We start from the raw sequence: 25673 nt of genomic DNA, 5'->3' as shown, positions 1-25673 counted from the left end.
AAGAACTGCTTAGTCCTGTGGGATCACCCGCAGGCCCAGTTCCATCAGCTGATCGCTGGTGGGTTCGCTGGGCGCGTTCATCATCAGGTCTTCGGCGCGTTGGTTCATCGGGAACAGGATCACCTCGCGGATGTTCTGTTCGCCTGCCAGCAGCATGACAATCCGATCGATCCCTGCCGCGCAACCACCGTGGGGTGGGGCGCCGTACTGGAACGCGTTGACCATGCCGCCAAAGCGTTTGCGCACTTCGGCCTCGTCATAGCCTGCGATTTCGAACGCTTTGAACATGATCTCGGGGCGGTGGTTCCGGATCGCGCCGGACACCAGTTCGTACCCGTTACACGCCAGATCGTATTGATAGCCCAGCACTTCAAGCGGATTGCCCTGCAGCGCTTCCATCCCGCCTTGGGGCATGGAGAACGGGTTGTGTTCAAAGTCGATCTTGCCGGTTTCTTCGTCCTGTTCGTAGATCGGGAAATCCACAACCCACGCAAAGGCATAGCGGTCCTGATCCGTCAGACCCAGTTCGTTGCCGATGACGTTGCGCGCACGCCCCGCGACGGCTTCGAACGCCTTGGGTTTGCCACCAAGGAAGAACGCTGCATCCCCGACCCCAAGGCCCAGTTGCTGGCGGATCGCCTCGGTGCGTTCGGGGCCGATGTTCTTGGCCAGTGGTCCGGCGGCTTCCATGCCACCTTCGACTTCGCCCGCCTTCAGTTTGGCCTGTGCTTCCTTGACCGAAATACCCAGTTCCTGCGCGACGGAGTCGGCAGTCTTGTCGCGCCAGAAGATGTAGCCCATGCCGGGCAGCCCTTCTTTCTGGGCCCACGCGTTCATGCGGTCGCAGAACTTACGCGACCCACCTTTGGGCGCGGGAATGGCGCGGATTTCGGTGCCGTCCTGTTCCAGCAGTTTTGAGAAGATGGCAAAGCCGGAACCGGCGAAATGCTCGCTCACGACCTGCATCTTGATCGGGTTACGCAGGTCGGGCTTGTCGCTGCCGTACCACAGGGCCGCATCGCGATAGCTGATCTGCTCCCACGTCTGGTCGACTTTCTTGCCACCGCCGAATTCCTCGAACACGCCTGTCAGCACGGGCTGGATCGTGTCGAACACGTCCTGCTGGGTGACAAACGACATTTCGAGGTCAAGCTGGTAGAAATCGGTGGGCGAGCGGTCGGCACGCGGGTCTTCGTCGCGGAAACAGGGCGCGATCTGGAAATACTTGTCAAAGCCCGACACCATCAACAGCTGTTTGAACTGCTGGGGCGCTTGGGGCAGCGCATAGAACTTGCCCGGATGCAGGCGCGACGGCACGAGGAAGTCGCGCGCGCCTTCGGGGCTGGACGCAGTGATGATCGGCGTCTGGTATTCGCGGAAATCCTGATCCCACATGCGCTTGCGGATCGACGACACCACGTCGCTGCGCAGCTTCATGTTGGCTTGCATTTTTTCACGACGCAGGTCGAGGTAACGATAGGTCAGGCGGGTTTCTTCGGGGTATTCCTGATCGCCGAACACCATCAGTGGCAGTTCTTCCGATGCGCCCAACACCTCCATGTCGCGGATGAATACTTCGATCTCGCCCGTTGGGATCTTGGTGTTGATCAGCGATTCATCGCGGGCCTTCACCTCGCCGTCGATGCGGATACACCATTCGCTGCGCACCTTTTCCACCTGTTCAAAGACGGGGCTGTCGGGATCGCACAGAACCTGTGTGATGCCGTAGTGGTCGCGCAGGTCGATGAACAGGATGCCGCCGTGGTCACGCACCCGATGCACCCAGCCCGAAAGGCGGACGGTTTCGCCCACATTGGCCGAGGTCAGCGCGGCGCAGGTGTGAGAGCGGTAAGCATGCATGATGTGGTCCCTTCGGGGGTGTGGCAAATATCGGCGCAGATACACCGCCCGACGGGTGGAAAGTCAAGGCGGCAAAGGAAAAGCGCCCCTTCAAATGCAAAAACGCGGGGCAACAAGCGGCCCCGCGTTTTCAATTCGTTTCAGTCGGCTTAGGCCAGATCGAAGCGATCCAGCTCCATCACCTTGGCCCATGCCGCCACAAAGTCGGTCACGAACTTCTCGGAACTGTCGTTCTGGGCATAGACTTCGGACAGGGCGCGCAGTTGCGAGTTCGACCCGAAAATCAGGTCAACCCGTGTGCCGGTCCATTTAACTTCGCCCGTGGCGCGGTCCTTGGCCTCGAACGTGGAACCGTCGTCGGTCTTGGGCGACCATTCAATACCCATATCCATCAACGCCTTGAAGAAGTCGTTGCTGAGCGTGCCGGGCTTGTCGGTGAACACGCCGTGGGACGAACCGCCATAGTTGGCGTCCAGCATGCGCATGCCACCGACCAGGACAGCCATTTCAGGCGCGGTCAGGGTCAGCAGTTGCGCACGATCTACCAGCAACTCTTCTGCCGACAGGGTGAAGTCCTTGGCCAGATAGTTGCGGAACCCGTCTGCCTTGGGCTCAAGCGGCTCAAAGCTTTCGGCGTCGGTCAGTTCTTGGGTGGTGTCCCCACGGCCCGGTGTGAATGGCACGGTCACGTCATTGCCGCCCGCTTTGGCCGCAGCTTCGACTGCTGCGTTACCGGCCAGCACGATCAGATCGGCAAGCGAGACTTTCTTGTCACCCTTGGCGTCAAACTCGGCCTTGATGCCTTTCAGCACTTCCAACACCTTGGCCAGCTGAGCGGGTTGGTTCACCTCCCAATCCTTTTGCGGGGCCAGTGCGATACGTGCACCGTTTGCGCCGCCACGCTTGTCCGAGCCACGGAAAGACGCCGCAGAGGCCCATGCCGTGCCAACCAGTTCAGAGGTGGACAGGCCCGAAGCCAGAACCGCCGCCTTGAGGTCCGCAACATCTGCGTCATCCACCAGCGGGTAGTCCGGCGCCGGAACGGGGTCTTGCCAGATCAGCTGTTCGCTGGGCACTTCGGGACCGTGGTAGCAGTTGATCGGCCCCATGTCGCGGTGCGTCAGCTTGAACCATGCACGCGCAAACGCATCCGCGAACTTGTCGGGATTGGCGTGGAAATCGCGGCTGATTTTCTCGTAGGACGGATCCATGCGCAGCGCCATGTCGGCGGTGGTCATCATGATCGGCACCTTGCCATTGCCGTCGACCTGTGGCGCTTGGCTGCCATCGTCGAGGGTTTTTGGCTGCCACTGGTGTGCGCCTGCAGGGCTTTTGGTCAGTTCCCACTCGTAACCGAACAGCGCGTCAAAATAGGACATGTCCCATGTGGTTGGCGTTGGCGTCCACGGACCTTCGATGCCCGAGGTGATCGCGTCCACGCCCTTGCCGGATTTGTAGGTCGACTGCCAGCCAAAGCCCATCGCCTCGATCGGGGAACCTTCGGGTTCGGAACCGACATGCGCCGCATCACCGGCACCATGCGCCTTGCCGAACGTGTGGCCACCGGCGACCAGCGCCACGGTTTCCTCGTCGTTCATTGCCATGCGGCCGAATGTGTCTCGGATATCGCGTGCCGAGGCGAGCGGATCGGGGTTTCCGTCTGGCCCTTCGGGGTTCACATAGATCAGGCCCATCTGCACAGCGGCCAGCGGGTTTTCCAGAACGCGGTCACCGGAATAGCGCGAGTTCGCCCCGCCGCTGACTTCCAGCCACTCTTCTTCGGCACCCCAGTACACGTCTTCTTCGGGTTCCCAGATGTCGGCACGACCGCCACCAAAGCCGAAGGTTTTGAACCCCATGTCCTCAAGCGCGCAGTTGCCCGCAAGGATCATCAGGTCGGCCCACGAGATCGCACGACCGTATTTCTGTTTGATCGGCCACAGCAGGCGACGCGCTTTGTCGAGGTTGCCGTTATCCGGCCACGAGTTCAGCGGCGCAAAACGCTGCGTGCCCGAGGTGGAACCGCCACGACCGTCAGCCGTGCGGTATGTCCCTGCCGAGTGCCACGCCATGCGGATGAAGAACGGGCCATAATGGCCATAATCCGCAGGCCACCAGTCCTGGCTGTCTTTCATCAGCGCCACGATGTCGGCCTTGACCGCCGCCAAATCCAGCGTCTTGAACGCTTCGACATAGTCAAAGTCGGGGCCGTTTGGGTCCAGTGCAGGTGAATTCTGGTGCAGCACTTTCAGGTTCAGCTGATTGGGCCACCAGTCGCGGTTGGACCGCACGCTGAATGTGTGCATGCTTGTCCCGTGGATAACTGGGCATTTGCCGCCGTCTGTTCCGTCCATGATACTCTCCGAGTTTTTGAATTCTGATCGCATTCTAACGCCAACCTAGAATCATTCTAGACTAGCTTTGCAATTATTTCGCCTGCTTTCGCAGACATGTGATTGGTTTCGCGGATTCCCCCCGCATCGCTTTGCAGCTGTTATGTGCGCTCCCTATCAGGGTCACGCCATTGGTTTAAGTTGCATTTTTCTATCGCCGCAATAGTTTCAGATTATGAAGAACCTCACCATCCGCCAGTTGCGCTACTTCCAAGCCCTTGCGCAGGACCGACACTTTGGCCGTGCCGCCGAACGTTGTGCCATTTCGCAACCTGCCTTGTCGGTGCAGATCAAGGATCTGGAAGACAGCCTTGGCTTTGCCCTGTTCGAGCGCGGACCAAGGCAGGTGCGGCTGACCGCATTGGGTGAGGCATTTTCAGAACGTGCATCCGACATTTTGCGCAGCGTGGCGGATATCGAGGATTGGGCCGACGCGGTGCGCGGCGACGGTTTCCACCACCTGCGGCTGGGCCTTATCCCCACCATCGCGCCCTATCTACTGCCACGCCTGATCCCCGATCTGTCGCGCGCCTATCCTGACCTTGACCTGCACATTCGCGAAACCGTTACCCCGCGGCTGATCGATGAATTGAACGAGGGGCGACTGGATGCGGCCATTGTGGCCCTGCCCGTTGATGACCCACGGCTGGTGGAACTGCCACTGTTTGACGAGGAACTGGTGCTGGTCCGCCCCGACACGGATGATGACGCGCGGCCTGTCTCGGCCCAAGACCTAAACGAGATGCGACTGCTGCTGCTGGAAGAGGGGCATTGTTTCCGCGACCAGACCCTGTCGTTCTGCTCAATCAACCCCGCCCGCCCCCGTGAGGGGTTGGACGGCAGTTCACTATCGACGCTTGTTCAGATGGTCGGCGCAGGCATCGGGGTCACGCTGATCCCCGACATGGCGGTGCAGGTTGAAACACGCTCTGCCCCCGTAACCGTCACGCGGTTCCAAACCCCGCCGCCGACGCGCACGGTCGGGTTGGTCTGGCGCAAGACCAACCCGCTGAACGATGCGCTGACGCAGATGGGTGACATCGTGCGCGGCGCGGCCAAAACCTAAAGGCGCGTTAGACCGAAACGCCGATCAGGTTCGCATCAGGTTTGCTGAGGTCGGCGAGGACTGTTTCGCCCGCCACAGCCGTTTGACCCAGACAGATCATCGGCTTGACTCCGTGGGGCAGGTACACGTCCAGACGGCTACCAAAGCGGATCAGCCCGAACCGGTGCCCCGCTGCAATTGCGTCGCCCGTTTCGGAAAAACAAACGATGCGCCGCGCAACAAGGCCCGCGATCTGCACCACACCGATGGTCACACCATCCGGCGTTTCGATGGACAGGCCGTTGCGCTCGTTATGCTCGCTCGCCTTATCGAGGGATGCGTTCAGGAACTTGCCCGCGTGATAGGTGATCGACCGGATCGTGCCCGCCACGGGGGCGCGGTTAACATGGCAATTGAACACGTTCATAAACACCGACACGCGATAGACAGGTGCCTCGCCCATATTGAATTCGGCAGGGGCGACAACCTCTTCGATCAGGGACACGACCCCGTCGGCGGGCGACAGCACAAGGTTGGCATCCTGCGGCACCACGCGCACCGGATCGCGGAAAAAGTAGTAACACCAGACCGTCGCACCCAGCCCGAGCCAGAACAAAGGATCCCAGATCATCCCGAGGACAAGCGAGATCCCCGCAAAGATGGCGACGAATTTCCGCCCTTCGGGGTGCATCGGCACCGCCACGATTTTCAGCATGTTCATAGGTATTTCCGTTCCGGCAAAAAGAGGTTCACATCGTCGCGCTGGCGCGTTGCGCGCGCATATAGGCAAGGGGCAAAGACCCCAGATACAGCACATTGGCAACAACCAAGGTTGTCCATGGATACACCACAAGACACATGACCAGCACAACGCTTGCGATGATGATAAAGGGCAGCCAGCTGCGTTTGACCGACGTGTGTTTGATCGAGAATGTCGGCAATGTGGACACGGCCAAACTGCCGACAAAGATCACGTAGATGGCTACCAGATAGCCGAAATCCGGCAGGCTTTCCCACCCGTTCAAAATCAGAAAGGTTGGCATAAGGGCAAGGCAGGCCAGCGCGGGCGCAGGCACGCCTACAAAATAGGAATGCGCCAGCTTTGGCGGCGTGGGGTCTCGCAGGGCAAGGTTGAACCGCGCCAGTCGAAGCGCGCAGCACACTGCCAGCACCACACAGCTTAGCCAGCCGATGCTTTCGAAATCGGACGCGCGGAAGATGGTGCAATACAGCAATATCCCCGGCGCGATGCCGAAGTTGAAGAAATCGGCTAACGTGTCCAACTCGGCCCCGAACGGGCTGGCGGAGTCAAAGAAGCGCGCGATCTTGCCGTCCATCCCGTCCAGAAACACGGCCAGCATGATCAGGTACAGCGCGGCGGTCGGATTGTCGTGGATGCTCATCCGGACCGATGACAGGCCCGCGCAAATGGCAAAGACGGTGATCAGACTGGGCAGGATGTGGCGCAGCTTGATCCGCTTGCCATCCGCCCCGTCCGAGGACAGCCCACCGCCCACCCGTTTCGAGCGATCTGTGTTGGTGTTCATCTTTGTCATCTTACGTCACCGAAAACCATGTCATCCGATCCATCGGGTTGAACGCGAAAGTCGGCATGGGGGACATTCGCCCGCCCTGCCCAGCGTCTTGGCCTCACACATGTGCCACATATCCGCGCCATGAGCGATAGCGATCGTACATCACCCATCTGCGACACAGCGGCATAAGGGGCGGTCGGCCATACTGCAACCCGATGCGATATGCCGGTCGGCACGAGGTTTCAGCCTGTTTTCACCGACATCACGACCTTCGAAAGAATGGCCCGCTATCCGTGCGGATACCGGAATTAACCGTTAGCGCGCTCGTCCCGCGAGGACGCGGGAAATATGATCTCGGCATTGATTGGCACTCTTTTGTCGGGGACCGTTTTGAACGTCACATTCTTTCAGACAGGCGCGCTTGGCTGGGCCTTGATCGCGGCGGGATGCGCCGGATATGCGGCCTCGTCGAACGTGGATCTTTCGTTTCAGCGCAGCCCCGATCACGCACCCTATGCGACGCACGCCGCAGGGCGCGGGCGCACATGTTTGTCGCAAGGTGATCTGCTGGAAGTCAAAGTGTTCGAAAATGACATGCTGGACGGGGAATATGTGATTGCAGCGGATGGAACGCTTGGCCTGCCTTACCTTCGCGCCATCCCGGCCCGTGGACGCAGTGCCGCGCAAGTTGCCGCCGAAGTGTCGCGGCAACTGGCCGAAGATTTCTATGGCTTCGCACCGCGTGTGTCCGTGCGCCGGATCGCCAAAGGCGCGGGGGGTGACGGCGTTTGCGAGTGATCCAGACGTCGCAAAACAGTCTCTATCAAGGTCGATCTGCCGCCTGACGAAGTGCGGCGCGCGTTCGTTGGCACATGGACAGGACATCGTCGCGCATCTGCCAGATACGCGCTGGCGTGCCTGCCTTGACTGCTTGTTCCAAAGATACCAGCACCTGGCGCAGTTGGCTCGCCCCGAACAAGGTGGCGGAACCTGCGACCTTGTGCGCGGCGGCGGCGATGTCAGCAGGATCCGCATCCACGGTAAAACTTTCGGCAAACGCTGCGACCTCGGTGTCAAACTTGGCCAGCAAGGGCGCGAACGCATTTGCCCCGACCGTGTCGCGGGTTTGGGACAGTAGGGACAAATCCAATAGGTCGTCGTCGGGCGTATCAGCCTTTGGTTCATCCGCATTGCGCAGCACCGCCTGCAACGCGGCCCGCGTCAGCGGTTTGGTCAGCACGCCGTCCATTCCGTTGGCCAGAAAATCCGCCTGTTCCTCGGGTAGAACATTCGCGGTCAGCGCCACGATGCGGGATGTCGCAGAGGCGCCATTCCCCTCTCGGATTTTCGTCGTGGCGGTGCGCCCGTCCATCACCGGCATCGAGATGTCCATTAGGATCAGATCGAACGGTTCGGCGCTTGCCATTTCGACCCCTTGTTTGCCGTCAAAGGCCTCGGCGACGCTGTGGCCGTCCGCGATCAGCATGTTGCGCACGACAAAGCGGTTGATCTCGTTATCTTCGACGATCAGCACACGTTGTGGCGCGCTTGGCAGGGTGAACGCCTCGTCCGCGTCCTGCTCGTCCTGCATCTCGGCAGCGGCGGCGGGGAATGTGACCATAAAGGTACTCCCTTCGCCCAGCGTGCTTTCTACCGACACCTCGCCTTCCAGCGCCTCGACAAAACGGCGCACGATGCCAAGCCCAAGGCCCGTGCCGCTGGCCGCGCGATCATAGGAGGTGTCACCGGTCACAAAATCATCAAACACAAGGTCCAGCAGGTCGGGCGCAATGCCGACGCCCGTATCCTCGATCATCACGGACAATTCGCCATCCGCCCATGACAGCGTGACCGATACGCGCCCCTGTTCGGTGAACTTCACCGCATTGCCGATCAGGTTCATCAGGATGTGCTGGATCCGGTCGGCATCGCCACTGATCCACTGCTGCGCAGACCCTTCCCACCCCCAGTCGAGCGTCGTGTTCTGCGATGCGGCCATGCCACTTTGATTGTCGATTATGTCTTGCAACAGGGCCGAAATGTTCAGCGGCGCGGACTGCACCGAAATACGCCCGCTGTCATAGCGCGCAATGTCCAGCACGTCCGACACATGGCTCATCAACAAGCGGCCCGAAGTCTCCATATGCCGCAGATACGTGTCCTGCTGCGCACTAAGGGATGTGTCGCGCAACAGGCTCATATTGCCCAACAGACCATTTAGCGGCGTGCGGATTTCATGGCTCATCGTGGCAAGAAAGTCGGAGCGGGCTTGTTCGCCCGCGATGGCCTTGTCACGGGCGCGGATCAGTTCCTGCTCATCCGCCACCCGCTGCGAGACATCGCGCAGGAACGCGATGTAGATGTCGCCCTCGTCCATGACGGCCGATTGCACCGCCAGTTCGACCGGAAAGGTGCTGCCATCCCCACGCCGCGCCTCCAGCTGAATGCGCCCCTTGCCGACCACACGTTTCTCACCACCCGCCTGAATGCGCGCCATGCCTGCGTTATGTGCGTCAAGCAGGTGATCGGGCACGATCACATCGCCAATCGACTTGCCCAGCACATCGTCGGCATTGTGTCCGAATATCTTTTCCGCCGCCGCATTGAAGGCAGTGATATGCCCCTGCGCATCGCTCACAATCACGCCGTCCAGTGACGTATTCATAATGGTGGCACTGCGCATCGCGGTTTGTACCTGCTGGCGCTCGCGCTGGATAATCTTGCCGTTGAGGCGCACCAGATAGACAACCCCCAGCCCAAGAACCGAGATCAGCACCGCCAAGGCCGCCGCAAGCTGGATCATTGTGCGCGCCACGGCCTCGCGCTTGGCATCGGCCTGCGTGGCAAACCAGTTCAGCCCAGCAAGCGACAGCCCCCGCACCGCAAGGCCTAAATCCTTAACCAGCGTGGCGATCTGCGGCACGTTCGCGATCAGTTGCGCATCATCAACGTCAATTAACGGGGCGGCATTCTGTAAGAACGCTTCGACTTCGTCCAGAAAGTTGGCGAAATCCTCGTTGGTGCGCAGATTGGCAAAGACGCGAGCATTCCGCACCGTGTTGATGCGGCTGTAGAAAATATCGAACCGCCGCCGGATATCTGCTGCGGAGTCGCCAGCCAGCAAGTGATTGCGCAACTCCTGAAACTCTACCTCGGTCTGGGACAAGGAAAATTGCGCATTGTCGGACTGGGCCGAGCTTTGTTCCTTAATCTCGTGCGACACACGAAGCGTCAAAAAGGCGATAGCCGCCAAAGCCAGAAAACCGGCCAGCACAGCAATTGTGCGGCCGGCCCTGTGACGTCCGTGAGTGTGGTTTGGCACGTCTTAGGTTCCGATCTGGCTATGTCCTCTCCGGTTACTCGACGACTTCGATCCGGTCGAGTTGCCAGATGCTGCGGGAATAAATGACCTCGGTGCGGTAATCGGCCGACGAGTCATAGGGATATACAATCCAAAGAGGGCCCTTGTCGCGCAGGGACATCGTCGCGCCGTTCAGCGTCATGGCGATCATTGGGCCACCTTCGACTGCATCGCTTACTGGCACTTCGACCGTGTAGTCGTTGGTGGCAGTGGCCAGCAACTTGCCCTCTTCGACCTCAAGCGCCTCGACCAACGCACTGAGCGGCACACCTTCGAAGGTTTGCGGGCCATCTGTCCAGATCGTGGTGGTTTCGAATGTCTCAAGCCCTAGCGCAGCCAGCGAATCGCGGTCGTACTGAATTTGAGTACCAGCGTCGGCGTCCACTTTGTTCAGGGTGACGGTCAGCACAACCTCGCCTTTGGGCGCGGCGGTATTTTCGGCATGTGCAGCACCGGCAACGGACAGAGCAAGCGCAAGGGCGGCGGTCAAAGCGGACAATCTAGCGAACATTTCAAACTCCTTCAGAACTCGCGCTTTTTTGACATATGAGACTGCACTGCGCCTGTGGGTATTGGGATAGGGCATAATCCGAACGGATAGGTTTTGGCATATACCATTGGATTTACTTAGGGATTTTGTAAGAGGATTGATGCAAGCGTACCAAAGCCGGCAGAATTTGGCGCCATCTGCCAAAGGAAGGGCAATAGCTGCCCTAAAAACCCTCAACCCCGAATTGAACCAACGTATTCAGCGCCTTGGCGGGTGCTGGTGAAAATTGATCTCACCCGAGGCGCAATGCTGGCACGGGTTGCCAGCGCAATCTGCCCTCAGTGCAGGCCGCACATATATCCGTTCGGGTGACCTGACTGGCCATTTTCCCCATACTGTTTGCCTTTGTTTAACCGCAAAGTTTGGTAAGAGTGACCCAGTGCGACCTGAGGACGTTTTTTAATGAGAATTCTGATTGCCGACGACCATGACCTTTTGCGCGACACGCTCGTGATGTTCTTCGAGGCGCAAGGCACGATTGAAACCGCGAGTGCGGGCACCTTGCAGCAGGCGATTGACCGTATCAAAGCGGATGATGCCTATGACCTCGTTCTGCTGGACTACAACATGCCGGGCATGAACGGGCTGGACGGGCTGCGCACGGTGTTGGCGATGGACAAGGCGGATCGCGTCGCGCTGATCTCGGGCGAGGCGACCAAGCAGATCGCCGAGGACGCGCTTGAAGCGGGTGCCGCCGGTTTTGTGCCAAAGTCGCTGCCCGCCAAATCACTGGTCAACGCGGTCAAATTCATGGCGATGGGCGAACAATATGCGCCGCTGGATTTCATGACCGCGGTTGAGGAAGCGCCGAAAAGCGCGCTGGCCGAAAAGCTGACAACACGCGAGTTGCAGGTGTTGGAAGGGCTGACCGCCGGCAAGGCGAACAAGGAAATCGCGCGTGATCTGGATATCACCGAGCCGACCGTAAAACTGCATGTCAAAACGCTTTATCGCAAGATCGGCGCGGCCAACCGGACACAGGCGGCACTGATCGCCCGCGAGGCCGGATTGTTCTAGGGCGCAAGCCGCTTCACGCCTTCGAAACGGGGCGAAATTGCCCCCATCCCCTCCCCTTTTGTGTGATCCTGCGATAGATGTGGGGAGAGAGCCGAGGCAAAGGATTGAGCGCCGGAATGAGTGACCGCCCCCATAGAAAAAACACCACGGCGGGCACCGCCGGAATAACGCCGTCATGAGCGAAAACCACTCCACTTCGAACAGCCCGCTGTTGCTGTCAGACTATGAACAGCGCGCAGGCGAAATGCTTGATGAACCCGCGCGCGCCTATTTCCTTAAAGGCGCAGGGGATCAGGTCACCTATCGACGCAATCTGAGTGATCTGGCGGCCATCACATTGCTGCCGCGCGTGCTGGCCAACCTCAAAGGGGGCGGAACCGCCTGCACCATCGCAGGGCAGCGGCTGGAAACGCCGATCCTTGTTGCCCCGATGGCATTTCAAGCGCTGCTGCATGGCGATGCAGAGTGCGGCACCGCAGCAGCGGCCACTGCGCAAGGCTGCGGCATGGTGCTAAGCGCGCAGGCCAGCCAGCCGATGGAAGATGTACGCGCAGCAGGCGAGAATTGCGGCTGGATGCAGATGTATTGGCAACCCTCGCGGGACGGCAATCTGGCCTTTGCCCAACGCGCCGCCGATTGCGGGTTTACCGCCCTAGTCCTGACCGTCGATGCGCCCGTGCAGGGAGTGCGCGACGCCGAGATCAAGGCAGGCTTTCGTCTGCCCTTGTCCGTTCAACCCGTGAACCTGCAGGGGGTGGCGCAGGCACGGTTTGCGCCGCTTCAGGACGGTGAAAGCATGTTGTTTGACCGGATCAGCCACATCCTGCCCAGCTGGGACGATGTGGAATGGCTCTGCGCAAACGGGCCGTTGCCGGTGATCCTAAAGGGGGTCATGCATCCAGCGGATGCGGCGCGGGCTGTGCAGGCGGGTGCGGCGGGGATCATCGTATCGAACCATGGCGGGCGCGTGCTGGATGGGGCGCCATCTACCGTGTCCGTCCTGCCCGCAATTGCCGAGGCGGTGCAGGGCGTGCCGGTACTGATGGATGGCGGCATCCGGCGCGGCGTCGACATTTTCAAGGCACTTGCCCTTGGGGCCGATGCGGTTCTGGTTGGGCGTCCGGTCTGCCACGGCCTGACCGTCGCGGGAGCGCAGGGCGTCAGCCATGTGCTCCGCCTGTTGCGCGACGAACTTGAGGTCACGATGGCGCTGACGGGCTGCACGCGCCCCGACGATATCACCGCCGACAAAGTGCGCGTGCCCGAGGGTCTGCTTACTTTTTGATCCGGAAGTTAAACGGGATCACCATGGCAAAGGTCTCGCCCTCAAGATGGTTGGGCGGCGTCGGCATTTTGCCGATCTCGTCCAGCACCTTTAGCGCAGCCTCGTCCAGCGCAGGATAGCCCGAGGATTTCTCGATCTCCCGTGTCAGGACGCGACCATAGCGGTCGATCTCGAATGCGACGCGGACCTCGCCCTCGATCCCGTCCTTACGTGCGCTTTGCGGATAGGTCTTGGCTTTGGCGATGCGGATCACGATGGATTTCTGCCAGTCCGAGATTTCTTCGAGTTGCTCGGCGCTAAGACCTTCGCTTGCGGCCTGCGCGCTGTCGGCATTCTGGTCGGCATCCACACCTGACACCGACGCGTCAGAGGCATCTGTCTGCTCGGCCCCGACCGAGGCCTGTACCTCGGTCTTTTCTTCCTGAAACTCCTCGGCGATCTCTGTCGCTTTCTTTTCGGTCTCTTCCTCGGTCTCGGGCGCGGCGACGTCGAATTTCAGCGAGTCGTCCTTGATGTCGTAAGGCACCTGTTGCAGCAGCGGTTGCTCCGCCGCCTGCGCGGGGTCCAGCGAGTGCGGGCTGTCGGTGACGGTGGGCGCTTCTTCGGCTTCGGCCACTTCGGCGCTGTCTTCGCTGGTGTCGGACGGGGCGGCGATCTCATCGGACAGATCGAACATGATCGCACCCTGAATACCGGTTTCCTGACGCACGATTTCCTGCTGTTCCTCTTCGTGCACCAACTGGCTGGTCACGAGGGTCGGCACCGCGGCGTGCAGCACCACACTGCCGCCGATGGCGGCAATCACCAGCGGGATGAACCCGACGCGGGACTGGTAGACAAGGCTCATGGCTGTGCGTCCTGTGATGGTGCGGCCGGTGCCCCTTCGACTGGGTCTGCGCCGTCGGCGACAGGCGGTGCCGCGGTTTCATCAAGGCCGACCAGCCCAATTTTGACATAGCCGTCCCGCTTGAGCGCGTTCATCACGTTCACCACCTCGCCATAGGGCACGGATTTGTCGGCGCGGATATAGATGCGCTCCTCGCGGTTCACCTTGGTCTGGATGCTGACCTCGATATGCAGCATGTCGAGGCTGACCGTCTTTTCGCCAACCGCGACGCTGAGGTCTTCCTTGATGGTGACGAACACTGGTTCCGAACTGCGCTGCGGCGCGTCCGCCACCGCCACAGGCAACTCAACGGGAATGTCGACCGTGGACAGCGGTGCCGCCACCATAAAGATGATCAGCAGCACCAGCATCACGTCGATAAACGGGGTTACGTTGATCTCGGCATTTTCGCCAAGATCATCGCTGTCATCATGTCCGATACGCGCGCCCATGGGATTACTCCGCCGCTTGGGTCATGGCGAAATCGGTGCCAAGATCGGTGTCGGTCTTCGCCTCATCCGCCTTAACCGGCGCGACCGTTTCGGCCTGAGCAGGGCGCACATGGGCCAGATCCAGATCCCGCGACAGAGTGCGGCTGACCAGCGCCGAGGCGTCGCCCAGCATTCCCTTGTAGCCGCCGTTCGCCCGCGCCAGCAGGTTATAGAAGATCACCGCAGGGATCGCCGCCACCAGACCGATGGCCGTGGCCAGCAGCGCCTCAGCAATACCGGGGGCCACAACGGCAAGGTTTGTCGTGTTGGTTTCGGCAATCGAGATAAAGCTGTTCATGATGCCCCAGACCGTGCCGAACAGGCCCACGAAAGGCGCGGAGGAGCCGACAATCGCCAACAGGCCCGTACCGCGCTGCATGCTGCGCACCGCACCGGATTCGATGCGCGACAAGGCGCTGTCAGTACGTTCCTTGATCCCCTGATCGCCACCCTGTTCGGACGCTTTGCGCTCGGCCAGCGCCGCACGCACCATCGCGCCGACGACGCCGCGCCGTTTGCTGAACGTCTCTCGTGCGACATGCAGGCTGCCAGCACGGTTCAGGGCGCGGTAGTTCCAGCGAAGGCGTGCACGCGATAGGACCAGCAGAACAAGGCGCGCAAAGAACACCGCCCAGACCAGCACCGACGCCACGGCGAGCGATACCATCACGGCCTTCACTACAATGTCTGCGGCCATGAACATGCCGACGGGCGACATGTGGTCCTGCCCTGCGGTTTCGGCCCAAGCGCTGAGGGATTGCATGTGCGTTTCAAGCCACATGCGCCATTCTTGAATAAAATCGTTCATCTTAGACCTCCGTCCATGTGCGGATCAGGTTGTGATAGATGCCTGTCAGCCGGACGACTTCGGGGTCGTCGGTGCCGTGGCGCATTGCGAGTGATTGAATGGTCTGGTCCAGATCGAACAGGATCGTGCGCTGCTCGTTCGATTTGATCATGCTTTGCAGCCAGAAAAAGGACGACACCCGCGCCCCGCGCGTCACAGGCGTGACTTGGTGCAGGGATGTGGACGGGTACAGCACCATATGGCCTGCGGGCAGCTTGACCTCTTGCGTGCCGTAGTGGTCCTCCACCATCAGAACCCCGCCGTCATATTCGTCGGGGTCGGAAAAGAAGATTGTCATCGACAGGTCGGTGCGCAGTTGTTCCCCGTTATAAGGGTTCACGCGGATCGCGTTGTCGACATGCACGCCGAAGGTCTCGCCGCTTTCGTAGCGGTTGAACATGGGCGGCAGGATACGCAGCGGCAATGCGGCAGACACGAAAGCCGGCGTTTGGCCCAACCGTTCGAGGATCGCCTTGCCAAGCGACTGGCCGGCCTCGGACGTGGCGGGCAGTTGGCGGTTTTGCTTGACCGATGCGCTTTGCGCCCCGGCGGTACGTGCGCCGTCCTCCCAGTCGGCGGCATCGAGTCTTTGGCGGATGTTTTGCACCTCGTCGCGGTCAAAAACATCGGGGATGGTGATCAGCATGGGTTTGCCTTCGAAATAGGTGCAGGGGCGACCCGAAAGCCGCCCCCGCTGAGGGAACTGTGGAGGGCTTTAGAATTTCACCTCGAGTGTCGCCCAGACTTCACGGCCTGGTCCGACATAGGTGAACGGTTCGCCCGAACGATACGCGGTGTCATAGATGGTCTTGTCGGCCACGTTCTTGACACCGAAGTTGAGAACGCTTGTGTCGCTCAGCTCGTAAGAGCCAACGAGGTCCAGCGTCAGGTAGGAAGGCAGCTTGCGGCCGTTGGTTGCGGTCGTGCCAAGCTCCATCTCGCCCTGCCAGTTGATCTGACCACCCAGCATCAGCCGGTCTGTCACATCATAGGTCATCAGCAGGTTGATCTGTTCATGGGCGATGGTCGCAACCGAAGACCCGACATCGGCAGGGTCTTGCGCCTGCAGGATTTCGGAGTCCATGAACACCGCGCCGCCGAACAGGCCGATCCGGTCGCTTACGCGGCCCGCAACACCCAGTTCGATACCGCGGAAACGGTATTCCAGCGTATCCGTAGTGGTAGCATTCGCGCCACGACCCGACGTTTCACGCCCGTTCTTCTTGGTAGTCTGGAACAGCGCCGCAGTCAGCAACAGGTGATCGTTGAACTCGTATTTGATCCCTGCTTCGATCGAGGTGTTCTTTTCGGGCGCAAGCGCCTGACCTGCAGTGTCAAGACCACCATAGTACCCGCCGCCGGCGGCAATCTCGGAACCCATCGGGTTCGTGGATGTCCCGAATGCACCGTAGATGCTGATATTGTCCTGCGGCTTGTAGGTGACGCCGAGGTTCCCGTTCAGCATGGTATCGCTGCGCTCGTAGACCGATCCGTTCTCGGTACGTTTGATATCGTAGTGGTCCACCCGCAGGCCCGCATCCACGATCCAGTGGTCAGACAGTTTGATCTTGTCCACGAAATAGGCCGAAACCGTTTTCACATCCGTGACCCGTGGATTACCGTCCAGAGGAGGCTTTACGCCGTTCCAGCAAACGCTGGTATCGGGGTTGATCGCGGCAACGGAACACCCGTTTCCACCGGCGGGGAAATCCTCTGTCGAGGAACCGTAGTTGTCGGATTCGACACGCTCTTTTTGCAACATCACACCAGCTGTGAACGTGTGGTTCAGCCCGAACAGTTGTGACGTGCCTGTCAGCTCGGTCGTGTTCGAGATGACGTCCGTTTCCTGATACAGGTTCTTGTCTCCAAGACCGACGGTCCAGTCGTTCGGATCGGCGGAACCGTTGTCTGACACCGAACTCGGGGCGGTCAGGATATAGTCGTTGATCGCGTGCGACGCGCGCAGCGTGTTGGTCAGGGTCGCACCGGACTGAAGATCCCAGATCAGGCGGGCATTGGCGACGGTACGCGTCACGTCTTGGTAATCGCGGCCCAGAACACCGTAGAACGTGTCACTCGGCACACCGAATTCTGGGGTCGGACCTTCGGGGACATCGACGCCATCGTTGGGGTCTTGATCCGTGATAAAGCCCACACCCCAGTCGGGCATCTGCTCGATCTTAGTATGGCTGATATCGGCCTCTAGTGTGAGGGTGTCGGTCAGGTCATAACGCAGCGCCAAGGCAAGGCCGGCGCGGTCGTCATAGACGTTGTTACGTCCGGCCACTTCGCCGTTCTGCCACATGCCGTTCAGGCGCAGTTGCACACGCTCGGTCTCGCCATAGTTCAGATCGAATGTCGTGCGCAGCGTGCCTGCGTCGGTCATGTTGAATGTGTAGTGCTGGAAATCCACATCCTGCGGCTTTTTCGTCGCGATGTTCAGCGCGCCACCGGTGGTGCCACGGCCCGCAACGGAACCGGATGGACCTTTCAGGACTTCGACCTGTTCGGTGTTGAAGTTCTCGCGCACCGATGTGCCGGGATCGCGGACACCGTCCACATAGACGTCGTTGTTGGCCTTGAAGCCACGGATATAGATGTTGTCGCCATAGGCGTTGCCGCCCTCACCAAAGCCGAGCGAGATGCCGGGCGTTGTGCGGGCCAGTTCGCGCACCGATGTGGTGTTGGTGGTTTTCAACACTTCGGAGGTGACGGTTGTAACCGTGCGAGGCGTGTCGATGACTTCGCCGATGACGCGGCTGTTGGTCAGCGTGTCGGCCTTGAACGGCGCGTCCGGGTCGGCGTTGGGGTTGGTGCCAGCGCGTGCACGGCGTTCTGCCTCGGCAGCAGCGGCTGCTGCGGCAGCAGCTTCGGCGCGGGCTTGCGCTTCGGCAGCTTCCTGATCAGCGCAGACAGGTGTTCCGGCCAGCGCAGGTGTACAGACCTGTGGTGCGCGGGACGTTGTCTGACGACGCGGTGTGGCCTGACGGCGCACTGGCGCGGGCGCCGGTGCTTCGGTTGTTTCAATGTCGACGGTGGGCAGAACAACAGCCCCGTCCGCGCTGGCATCTTGGGCATAAGCTGTACCGGCAAAGCAGGCAGCAGCGGCAGTTGCGCCCAGCAGGGGAAGACGCGATCTGGGCGCTTTCTCCGAATGGTTTTTATGCGTTGTACGCAAGGATCTCATCACTTCTCTCCGATTTTAAGTAGCGTTTTTGCTGTCTTGACCGGTGAGTCTGGATGGCGCGCAATTCTTCGCACTTCCTAGTTGACTATTTTAGTCGGGAAAAGGTGCAGAAAGTATGTTCAGACAAATTTTGCCCCAGCGAACCGAAGGTGTTGCGAATTAAACACGGTCTGCAATTGAAAGGCGCGGATGAGCATTTTCCTCTCCGCACGCAGAATGCCCGCCACGTCGATGGTGCGGCATAATGCCTATCCGGCGCGCAAACGGGCAAAAACCACCCCCTCCGCTTGAAAGAGATCGGCGCGGAACATATCAAGAACACATGACACGCAAAACAATTGATCAGAAGCTCGCGATTCTCAGCGACGCGGCAAAATACGATGCGTCCTGTGCATCGTCCGGTTCGACCAAGCGCGACTCGCGCGATGGTAAGGGGTTGGGGTCGAACACCGGCTCGGGCATCTGCCATTCCTATGCGCCGGACGGGCGCTGCATCAGCCTGCTGAAAATCCTGATGACAAACTTCTGCATTTACGACTGCGTCTATTGTGTGAACCGCGTGTCGTCGAATGTGGAACGCGCGCGGTTTTCCGTGGACGAGGTGGTGAAGCTGACCATCGACTTTTACCGCCGCAACTATATCGAAGGGCTCTTTTTGTCCTCGGGCATCATCCGCTCGCCCGACAAAACGATGGAAGACATGGTGCGGATCGCCCGCAAGCTGCGCGAGGAGGAAAACTTTCGCGGCTATATCCACCTGAAGACCATTCCCGACGCCGCACCTGAACTGATTGCCGAGGCGGGGCGCCTTGCCGACCGTCTGTCAATCAACGTCGAACTGCCGACCGATGCGGCGGTCAAGGATTACGCCCCCGAGAAAAGCCCCGAGCAAATCCGCAAGGCGATGGCGGATGTGAAACTGCGCCGTTCGGCCAGCAAGGAAAAGTCGTATACGGGCAAGCGCCCGCCTAAGTTCGCGCCAGCGGGCCAATCAACGCAGGTGATCATCGGCGCAGACGGGGCGAATGATGCGACGATCCTCGGCCAGTCGACGCGGCTTTATGGCTCTTACGGGCTCAAGCGGGTGTACTATTCGGCGTTCAGCCCGATCCCTGATGCCTCAGCGCGCCTGCCCTTGGTCAGCCCGCCCTTGCAGCGAGAGCACCGACTGTATCAGGCGGACTGGCTGCTGCGGTTTTACGACTTCCGTTTGGACGAAATCACCGACACTGCGCTTGGCGGGAACCTCGACCTTGATATCGACCCGAAACTCGCTTGGGCGCTGGCGCACCGCGAATTGTTCCCTGTGGATGTGAACACTGCCCCGCGCGAGGTGCTGTTGCGGGTGCCGGGGTTCGGGGTGAAAACCGTCAACCGCATCCTGACGACCCGCCGCCACCGCACGCTGCGCTATGAGGACATCACCCGCCTTGGGGCGTCGTTGAAAAAAGCGCGAGCCTTTATCACGGCGGTGGGGTGGTCCCCGCGTGGCCTGACCGACAGCGCCAATTTGCGCGGGCTGTTCGCACCGCCACCCGAACAGCTTAGCCTGTTCTGATGCAACGGATCGTTATCCCGCGTCTGGGGGCGGATACCGCGTGGCGCGATGCGGCGCGGGCCTGCCTTGCCGCCGGAATGGCTCCGACCGACGTGACCTTTGGCGATGCGGCGGATGTCGGCCTGTTTGACGAGGTGATCGCACCGCCCACAGTGGCGGCGGGCGATATCAGGGTCACGAAATCCTTTGTGTCGCTGGCCAACTCCGTGGTCTGGCACAGCGCGGCGGACAGGTTTGACCGCCTCTACGCCTGCCTTTACCGCGCGCAGCGCGAACGCGGGCTGATGCAGGACCGCGCCGACCCCTTGGTGCAATCGCTGCGGCAGATGGAAAAGGCAGTGCATCGCTGCCAGCACAAGATGAAGGCCTTTGTCCGTTTCCGCGAGATTGGCGATCCGGACGCACCACGGCGGAGCTTTGCCGCGTGGTTCGAACCCACCCACCACACGGTGGAACCGACCGCGACGTTCTTTGCCAACCGCTTTGCCGATATGGACTGGCGCATCGTGACACCGGATGTGACCGCCATTTTCGAAGGGGGCAAACTGCGCTTTGCGCTCGACCTGCCAAAGCCCGACTTGCAGGACGACGCGCACGAGGATCTCTGGACCACCTATTTCTGCAACATCTTCAATCCGGCGCGGCTGAAGGTGAATGCCATGACTTCGGAGATGCCCAAGAAGTACTGGAAGAACCTGCCCGAAGCGGCGTCGATCCCCAAGCTGATTGAACAGGCCCCTGCCCGCGCGCGCGCCATGGCCGCTGCCGCGCCAACCCTGCCCCCCTTGCGCACCGCCCGCGTGCAAGAGGCGGCAATCCGTGGCACCCATTGGGATGGCCCGTCCGAAGGGCTGGATGCCGCCGTTTCCGCCTGCACCCGCTGCCCGCTACATGCGCAAGCCACCCAAGCCGTCCTGGGCGTGGGGCCGGAGCAGGCCGACATCATGATTGTCGGTGAACAACCCGGGGATCGCGAAGACCTTGAAGGTGTGCCTTTTGTCGGTCCTGCGGGGCAGGTGTTAAACGCGGCACTGGCGACGGCAGGCATGAAACGCGAGGCACTGTACCTGACCAACGCGGTGAAACACTTCAAACATTATGTGCGCGGCAAGCGGCGTATCCACCAATCGCCCGAACGTACCGAGATCGAACATTGCAAGTTCTGGCTCGATGCCGAAATCGCCCGCGTGCAACCCAAGGCGATTGTGGCCCTTGGCGCAACGGCGGCCTTGTCGCTGACCGGACGGCAAGGGGCGATCAAGGCGCGGCGCGGACAGGTTGAATTGGGCCTTGCCGGTGTGCCCGTCCTGATCACCTATCACCCCGCTTATATATTGCGTCTGCCGGACCCCGCCGCACAGGCCGAGGCGCGCGCAGCCCTGATGCAGGATTTGCAGGCGGCTCAAGCCTTGGTTCAGGACCACGCGCGCCGCGCTTAAGGGAAAAATCACCCATTTCGGGATCCAAACGCCGTTTCGCGGGTTCTCTTGCCAAGTGATACCGGAGAAACTTGTGATCAAACGTGCCCTACACGTGCTGGCCCTGCGGCTTGAGCGGCTATTCGAACGCCTTTTTGACAGCACCGCCGAGACCCGCGAAATCGACCCCTATATCGGCTATGTAACGCAGGATCATATCATCCTGCGCGGACGCGTTCTGGCACGGCTAACGCCAGATACGGCCACCAAGGACCAGACCAAGCTGGAGAATTTTCGCGGCATGGTTTCGCACTTTTTCTCGGACGAGATCGCGAACGTCACGGTGCGCAGCGGAGATGTATCAGCCCAAAGCGATGAGGAAGGGTATTTCACCCTTCTGCTGCCCAGCGACGGTCGCGAGGGGTGGAGCACGGAATATGTACATGTGGACGGGCGGGTGAATCCGGTGGCCTGCCCCGTTTTCGCGCCGCGCAAGGATGCGCGGTTTATCGTGGTGTCGGACATTGACGACACGATGATCCAGACCGGCGCTTATTCCCTGCTGCGCAATCTTTTCACCACGTTCACCGGCAACGCCCAGACGCGGCACGCCTTTGACGACGCCATCGCGCTTAGCAAGACGTTGTCCGAGGACGGGCGCAATCCGATGTTCTATGTCAGTTCCTCACCTTGGAACCTGCACGGGTTCCTGCGCCGTGTGTTCGCCAATACAGGACTGGTCGCGGGGCCGATGTTCCTGCGTGATCTGGGGCTGAGCGAGACACAGTTCATCACCGACAGTCACGGCAACCATAAAGGGGCGAGCATTGATCTTATCCTGCAAGCCTATCCCGACCTGCCCGTGGTTCTGTTGGGCGATACCGGCCAGCATGATGCACAGATTTACCATGCCGCGATTGAACGGCACGGATCGCGCATCGCGGCTGTTGGCCTGCGTGCCCCCGGTCCCGGTATGGATGCGCAAGACAAGCGTGACCTTGAGGCGCTGCGCGCCACGGATCGCCCTGCCTATGCTTCCCCCAGTTTTGACGGGTTTGCCGAGGTGCTGGCCCTTGCGCGCCCTGATCTGTTTTCGAATAACCCCCAAAGGATTGCCTCATGAAACGCACCATTGCCGCCCTGTTTGCCCTGTGTAGCGGCGCCGCCCATGCCGAAGTTGTCGGCAATGTCGATGTTGACTGGCTGGGCAACGACATTGTCGTCGAGGCATTTGCCGATCCAGATGTCAGCGGCGTCACCTGCCACGTCACCTATTTCGACCGCGGCCTGATCGACCGCCTGTCTAACGGCAACTGGTTCGAGGATCCGTCGAACTCGGCCATCGCCTGCCGTCAAACCGGCAAGATCGAGATTGGCGATATTGATCGCGGCCGCGAGGGGGAATCGGTGTTCTCGGAACGGCGGTCGATCATCTGGAAGTCGCTCAAGGTCACGCGCATCTATGATGAGGCAAACAAGACGCTGATCTACATCGCGCACGGGCGCGAGGTGCAGCAGGGATCGGCCAAAATGGCGATTTCGACTGTGCCGCTTTATTCGGAGTGATGGGCGGGGCGGTGAACTTTTGCCGCCCCCGCGCGTTCGGTGTCAGCAGTGGCGCATATCGTGCCAGCTGATGCAAAGGACGACAGCATGGACCACGACAGTATTGATCTTCGCCTTGCCGTGATCGGATTCGGGCCGCGTGGTCTGGGCGCGCTTGAGGCGCTGGCCGCCGATACGACCCATGGGCCAAAACGCTGCAAGATCGACCTGTTCGACACGACGGATGCGTTGGGGGCGGGGCCGAATTTCCACCCCGACGAAGACCCGCTGTGCATCCTGAACATCCCCGTCCGCGCGCTTGAGATTGATCCGTCGGATGTGCTGGCGGACCATATCTCGCCCTTTGCGGAATGGTCGGCCACGGACTATGCGCCCGACAACTTCCCGCCCCGCAGCGATCTGGGCGCGTATCTTTGTGCGCGGTTCGAAGCACTTTGCGCAGCAACAAAGGACCGGTTCGACATTTCCCATATAGACGCCCGCGCCTGCGCCCTTGCCCGCGACGATGATGGCTGGTGGATCACGGCGGACGATGCGCGCCACGGCCCTTATGACGAGGTGCTACTATCCCCCGGACAGCCCGCGTCAGCAGCCGATCCACAATTGGAACGCTGGCGCGCGCATGCACAGGAACATTCGCTGGATTTGGTACATGCCTATCCGGGGACAGAGTTGTTGAAGGCCGCACGGGATTGGAGCGATCAGACCGTCGCCATTCGCGGTCTTGGGCTGTCCACACATGATGTGCTGCGCCTGTTGACCGTGGGCATGTCGGGGCGGTTCGAAAGCGGACGGTATATCCGTTCCGGCCAAGAGCCGCGCAAGATCCTGCCCTTTTCCCGCGACGGCCTGCCCCCCGCGCCCAAGCCTGTGACTGCTGAACTGGACGCCATGTTCGACCCGACCGAGGATGAGACGTCCGCCTTTCGTGCGGCTCTCGCCGCGGCGGTTGAACAGCCCCCAGAGGACGCACTGAAAACCATCAGCGACGCGCTGGTCGCGCCCAACTTGCGCATTCTCGGTGGGTTCGATGTGGAACCGTCGCGGGATGATGTCGAAGCATGGCTGGAGGTCGAGCGCACGGACCCCGGTGCGCAGGACATTCAGGACACGCTTGCCGCGCTGCGCACCACGATTGAAATGGCGCACCAGCGCATTGCCCCGTCCGAAGGGTACGTCATCGGGCAACTCTGGCGCAAATTGCAGAACGACATTCGCAGCGGCGTGAACAGTGCCGTGCTGAGCGCGGAGACGGCCAAGGCCATTGTCGGCTTTGACGAGGGCATGAAACGCTACAGCTATGGCCCACCCGTGGCCGCCTCTGAACAATTGCTGATCCTGATCGAGGACGGGTTGGTCGGTCTGCAACAGGTGGATGATCCCGACATCTACCTTGCGCCGCAGGGATGGCGCCTGATCGAAGGGGATGATGCCACCCTTGCCCACGTGATGATTGATGCCGTGCTGCCCAGCCCTGTCTTGGAGCAAGTGACCGAACCATTGATCAAAGGCGCGATCGAGGACGGGTACCTGACGCCCGTCGATGACGGGTTCGGTGCGCAGACGCGGCCCGACGGGTCGGCCGTGCGGCGGGATGGCAGCGTGAACGAGGGGCTAAGCCTGCTTGGGCGGCTGTCGCTGGGCAGTGTGATCGCAACTGATTCCCTGCACGACTGTTTTGGCGCATCGACACACCGATGGGCCAAGGGCGTGGCCGAACGGATGGCTTGAAGCCCCCGCCGCCCCCTGCGAAAGCGTATGAAAATGTAACAAGGAAACCGAGTAACCGATGACGACACTGACCGACACACCGCACCGCTATGGCCCTATCAGCCGCATTCTGCACTGGGGCATGGCCGCCCTGTTTGCCGCGCAATTCCTTTCTGCCGCGGCGCATTGGACGCTGCCACGTGAAAATGCCCTGCGCGAAACATTGTGGAGCTATCACACAACGCTTGGCACGACGCTGTTCCTGTTGGTGCTGATCCGAGGCGCATGGGGGCTGGCGAACATCTCGCGCCGTCCGCCGCAAACGGGTCAACTGGCGCTGGCGGCGACGGCGGGCCACGTGGTGATCTATGCGCTGATGGTAATTGTCCCTGCCGTGCGCCTGCTGGCCGCAGCGGGCGGGACGCGGGGGCTTAGCTATCTTGGCGTGACCATCTTTCCCGCGCGCGAGGCTGAGGTGCCGTGGACGCAAATCGGTGCGGAATGGCACGGGGAAATGGGCTGGATCCTCGCGCTGGTGGTGCTGGGGCACATCGCGATGGCGGTGGTTTGGCACCGCATTGTGCAAAAGGATGATGTTCTGGCACGCATGGCCTGAGCTTTAGGAAGTCAGATCAAGGGGCTGCGTCACGGGCAAACCGGCGCGGCCCTTTTTCTTTGCGTACACAACAGGACAAACCAGATGCGTTTGGACGCTGGCAAAGCTTAGGCGGGTGTGGGGAGTGTCGGTGTCTTCCGAGGGGGAAAACCGGTGGTGCCCAGAAGAGGACTCGAACCTCCACGACCTTGCGGTCACTGGCACCTGAAGCCAGCGCGTCTACCAATTCCGCCATCTGGGCACGGGTTGGTAGGCGGCGTGTAAGCGGAGCGGATGGGGGTGTCAATCCGATTCTGTCAGAGTTTTTGCGGAATGTGCGGATCACCGCGGTACGGTTTCTTTCACAGC

General features: G+C 60.7%; 21 protein-coding genes and 1 tRNA gene. 10 read left to right on the top strand and 12 right to left on the bottom strand.

What is annotated here, in order from left to right; genetic code table 11:
- Positions 1–9: 9 nt before the first annotated feature.
- Together aspS and katG are read right to left on the bottom strand one after the other, a co-directional pair.
- Positions 10–1860 (bottom strand): aspartate--tRNA ligase, encoded by a 1851-nt coding sequence (aspS, locus tag AC6GQJ_RS12260; RefSeq protein ID WP_500768614.1) that lies wholly within the window; start codon positions 1858–1860, stop codon positions 10–12.
- Positions 1861–2009: 149 nt separating this feature from the next.
- Complete coding sequence (gene katG / locus AC6GQJ_RS12255; protein ID WP_500768612.1) at positions 2010–4214, bottom strand: catalase/peroxidase HPI; 2205 nt, start codon at positions 4212–4214, stop codon at positions 2010–2012.
- A gap of 214 nt (positions 4215–4428) precedes the next feature.
- Here katG and AC6GQJ_RS12250 point away from each other — a divergent pair, with 214 nt between their 5' ends.
- Entirely contained in the window at positions 4429–5319 is an 891-nt protein-coding gene (locus AC6GQJ_RS12250; RefSeq protein ID WP_500768610.1) for a hydrogen peroxide-inducible genes activator, read from the top strand.
- Positions 5320–5326: 7 nt separating this feature from the next.
- Here AC6GQJ_RS12250 and AC6GQJ_RS12245 read toward each other — a convergent pair whose 3' ends face one another.
- Together AC6GQJ_RS12245 and AC6GQJ_RS12240 are read right to left on the bottom strand one after the other, a co-directional pair.
- On the bottom strand, positions 5327–6025 hold the full coding sequence (locus tag AC6GQJ_RS12245; protein WP_500773907.1) for a phosphatidylserine decarboxylase: 699 nt from the start codon (positions 6023–6025) through the stop codon (positions 5327–5329).
- 22 nt (positions 6026–6047) lie between these two features.
- A complete protein-coding gene (locus tag AC6GQJ_RS12240) occupies positions 6048–6845 on the bottom strand; it encodes a CDP-alcohol phosphatidyltransferase family protein (protein ID WP_500768608.1) in 798 nt (265 codons plus the stop codon).
- A 336-nt stretch (positions 6846–7181) separates the two neighbouring features.
- Between AC6GQJ_RS12240 and AC6GQJ_RS12235 the strand changes: the two genes are divergently transcribed.
- On the top strand, positions 7182–7631 hold the full coding sequence (locus AC6GQJ_RS12235; protein ID WP_500768606.1) for a polysaccharide biosynthesis/export family protein: 450 nt from the start codon (positions 7182–7184) through the stop codon (positions 7629–7631).
- 25 nt (positions 7632–7656) lie between these two features.
- Here the strand turns inward: AC6GQJ_RS12235 and AC6GQJ_RS12230 are convergent, their stop codons facing one another.
- Both AC6GQJ_RS12230 and AC6GQJ_RS12225 read right to left on the bottom strand, forming a co-directional pair.
- Positions 7657–10155, bottom strand: a complete 2499-nt coding sequence (locus AC6GQJ_RS12230) for a hybrid sensor histidine kinase/response regulator (RefSeq protein WP_500768604.1) — start codon at positions 10153–10155, stop codon at positions 7657–7659.
- A gap of 34 nt (positions 10156–10189) precedes the next feature.
- On the bottom strand, positions 10190–10705 hold the full coding sequence (locus AC6GQJ_RS12225) for a putative pterin-binding protein (RefSeq protein ID WP_500768602.1): 516 nt from the start codon (positions 10703–10705) through the stop codon (positions 10190–10192).
- A 441-nt stretch (positions 10706–11146) separates the two neighbouring features.
- On the opposite strand from AC6GQJ_RS12225, the gene AC6GQJ_RS12220 reads away from it, so the two are divergent.
- Together AC6GQJ_RS12220 and AC6GQJ_RS12215 are read left to right on the top strand one after the other, a co-directional pair.
- Positions 11147–11761: a response regulator gene (locus tag AC6GQJ_RS12220; protein ID WP_500768600.1), complete on the top strand. Its 615-nt coding sequence runs from the start codon at positions 11147–11149 to the stop codon at positions 11759–11761.
- A gap of 175 nt (positions 11762–11936) precedes the next feature.
- Positions 11937–13046: an alpha-hydroxy acid oxidase gene (locus AC6GQJ_RS12215; RefSeq protein WP_500768598.1), complete on the top strand. Its 1110-nt coding sequence runs from the start codon at positions 11937–11939 to the stop codon at positions 13044–13046.
- On the opposite strand, the gene AC6GQJ_RS12210 is transcribed toward AC6GQJ_RS12215, so the two are convergent.
- The 5 genes from AC6GQJ_RS12210 to AC6GQJ_RS12190 form a co-directional block, all read right to left on the bottom strand.
- On the bottom strand, positions 13036–13893 hold the full coding sequence (locus AC6GQJ_RS12210; RefSeq protein ID WP_500768596.1) for an energy transducer TonB: 858 nt from the start codon (positions 13891–13893) through the stop codon (positions 13036–13038). The genes AC6GQJ_RS12215 and AC6GQJ_RS12210 overlap by 11 nt on opposite strands.
- The gene (gene exbD, locus AC6GQJ_RS12205) at positions 13890–14384 is read right to left on the bottom strand and encodes a TonB system transport protein ExbD (RefSeq protein WP_500768594.1); all 495 of its coding nucleotides are present in this window, start codon (positions 14382–14384) and stop codon (positions 13890–13892) included. The genes AC6GQJ_RS12210 and exbD overlap by 4 nt, the downstream gene beginning before the upstream one ends.
- Positions 14385–14388: 4 nt before the next feature.
- Complete coding sequence (gene exbB / locus AC6GQJ_RS12200) at positions 14389–15231, bottom strand: tonB-system energizer ExbB (protein ID WP_500768592.1); 843 nt, start codon at positions 15229–15231, stop codon at positions 14389–14391.
- A gap of 1 nt (position 15232) precedes the next feature.
- Positions 15233–15916 (bottom strand): Fe2+-dependent dioxygenase, encoded by a 684-nt coding sequence (locus AC6GQJ_RS12195; RefSeq protein WP_500768590.1) that lies wholly within the window; start codon positions 15914–15916, stop codon positions 15233–15235.
- A gap of 69 nt (positions 15917–15985) precedes the next feature.
- Complete coding sequence (locus tag AC6GQJ_RS12190) at positions 15986–18448, bottom strand: TonB-dependent receptor (RefSeq protein WP_500768588.1); 2463 nt, start codon at positions 18446–18448, stop codon at positions 15986–15988.
- Positions 18449–18779: 331 nt separating this feature from the next.
- Here AC6GQJ_RS12190 and AC6GQJ_RS12185 point away from each other — a divergent pair, with 331 nt between their 5' ends.
- From AC6GQJ_RS12185 to AC6GQJ_RS12160, 6 genes are all read left to right on the top strand, one after another.
- Positions 18780–20015: a putative DNA modification/repair radical SAM protein gene (locus tag AC6GQJ_RS12185; protein ID WP_500768586.1), complete on the top strand. Its 1236-nt coding sequence runs from the start codon at positions 18780–18782 to the stop codon at positions 20013–20015.
- Entirely contained in the window at positions 20015–21454 is a 1440-nt protein-coding gene (locus AC6GQJ_RS12180; RefSeq protein ID WP_500768584.1) for a UdgX family uracil-DNA binding protein, read from the top strand. The genes AC6GQJ_RS12185 and AC6GQJ_RS12180 overlap by 1 nt, the downstream gene beginning before the upstream one ends.
- 73 nt (positions 21455–21527) lie before the next feature.
- Positions 21528–22556 (top strand): phosphatase domain-containing protein, encoded by a 1029-nt coding sequence (locus AC6GQJ_RS12175; RefSeq protein WP_500768582.1) that lies wholly within the window; start codon positions 21528–21530, stop codon positions 22554–22556.
- Positions 22553–22999 (top strand): CreA family protein, encoded by a 447-nt coding sequence (locus AC6GQJ_RS12170; protein ID WP_500768580.1) that lies wholly within the window; start codon positions 22553–22555, stop codon positions 22997–22999. The genes AC6GQJ_RS12175 and AC6GQJ_RS12170 overlap by 4 nt, the downstream gene beginning before the upstream one ends.
- Positions 23000–23086: 87 nt before the next feature.
- A complete protein-coding gene (locus AC6GQJ_RS12165) occupies positions 23087–24730 on the top strand; it encodes an FAD/NAD(P)-binding protein (RefSeq protein ID WP_500768578.1) in 1644 nt (547 codons plus the stop codon).
- 58 nt (positions 24731–24788) lie between these two features.
- Entirely contained in the window at positions 24789–25325 is a 537-nt protein-coding gene (locus AC6GQJ_RS12160) for a cytochrome b (RefSeq protein WP_500768576.1), read from the top strand.
- A gap of 154 nt (positions 25326–25479) precedes the next feature.
- On the opposite strand, the gene AC6GQJ_RS12155 is transcribed toward AC6GQJ_RS12160, so the two are convergent.
- Positions 25480–25566, bottom strand: a tRNA-Leu gene (locus AC6GQJ_RS12155).
- Between the last annotated feature and the right edge of the window lie 107 nt (positions 25567–25673).

The organism is Tateyamaria sp. 7Alg 36, assembly GCF_059882455.1.
Note: the sequence above shows the minus strand (reverse complement) of the source record. Positions and strands in the feature narration are given on the sequence as shown.

Excerpts from the sequence above, each read along its gene's own strand:
- aspS (WP_500768614.1), bottom strand. The coding sequence starts at position 1,860 with ATGCATGCTTACCGCTCTCACACCTGCGCCGCGCTGACCTCGGCCAAT.
- katG (WP_500768612.1), bottom strand. The coding sequence starts at position 4,214 with ATGGACGGAACAGACGGCGGCAAATGCCCAGTTATCCACGGGACAAGC.
- AC6GQJ_RS12250 (WP_500768610.1), top strand. The coding sequence starts at position 4,429 with ATGAAGAACCTCACCATCCGCCAGTTGCGCTACTTCCAAGCCCTTGCG.
- AC6GQJ_RS12240 (WP_500768608.1), bottom strand. The coding sequence starts at position 6,845 with ATGAACACCAACACAGATCGCTCGAAACGGGTGGGCGGTGGGCTGTCC.
- AC6GQJ_RS12235 (WP_500768606.1), top strand. The coding sequence starts at position 7,182 with ATGATCTCGGCATTGATTGGCACTCTTTTGTCGGGGACCGTTTTGAAC.
- AC6GQJ_RS12225 (WP_500768602.1), bottom strand. The coding sequence starts at position 10,705 with ATGTTCGCTAGATTGTCCGCTTTGACCGCCGCCCTTGCGCTTGCTCTG.
- AC6GQJ_RS12220 (WP_500768600.1), top strand. The coding sequence starts at position 11,147 with ATGAGAATTCTGATTGCCGACGACCATGACCTTTTGCGCGACACGCTC.
- AC6GQJ_RS12215 (WP_500768598.1), top strand. The coding sequence starts at position 11,937 with ATGAGCGAAAACCACTCCACTTCGAACAGCCCGCTGTTGCTGTCAGAC.
- AC6GQJ_RS12210 (WP_500768596.1), bottom strand. The coding sequence starts at position 13,893 with ATGAGCCTTGTCTACCAGTCCCGCGTCGGGTTCATCCCGCTGGTGATT.
- exbD (WP_500768594.1), bottom strand. The coding sequence starts at position 14,384 with ATGGGCGCGCGTATCGGACATGATGACAGCGATGATCTTGGCGAAAAT.
- exbB (WP_500768592.1), bottom strand. The coding sequence starts at position 15,231 with ATGAACGATTTTATTCAAGAATGGCGCATGTGGCTTGAAACGCACATG.
- AC6GQJ_RS12195 (WP_500768590.1), bottom strand. The coding sequence starts at position 15,916 with ATGCTGATCACCATCCCCGATGTTTTTGACCGCGACGAGGTGCAAAAC.
- AC6GQJ_RS12185 (WP_500768586.1), top strand. The coding sequence starts at position 18,780 with ATGACACGCAAAACAATTGATCAGAAGCTCGCGATTCTCAGCGACGCG.
- AC6GQJ_RS12180 (WP_500768584.1), top strand. The coding sequence starts at position 20,015 with ATGCAACGGATCGTTATCCCGCGTCTGGGGGCGGATACCGCGTGGCGC.
- AC6GQJ_RS12170 (WP_500768580.1), top strand. The coding sequence starts at position 22,553 with ATGAAACGCACCATTGCCGCCCTGTTTGCCCTGTGTAGCGGCGCCGCC.
- AC6GQJ_RS12165 (WP_500768578.1), top strand. The coding sequence starts at position 23,087 with ATGGACCACGACAGTATTGATCTTCGCCTTGCCGTGATCGGATTCGGG.
- AC6GQJ_RS12160 (WP_500768576.1), top strand. The coding sequence starts at position 24,789 with ATGACGACACTGACCGACACACCGCACCGCTATGGCCCTATCAGCCGC.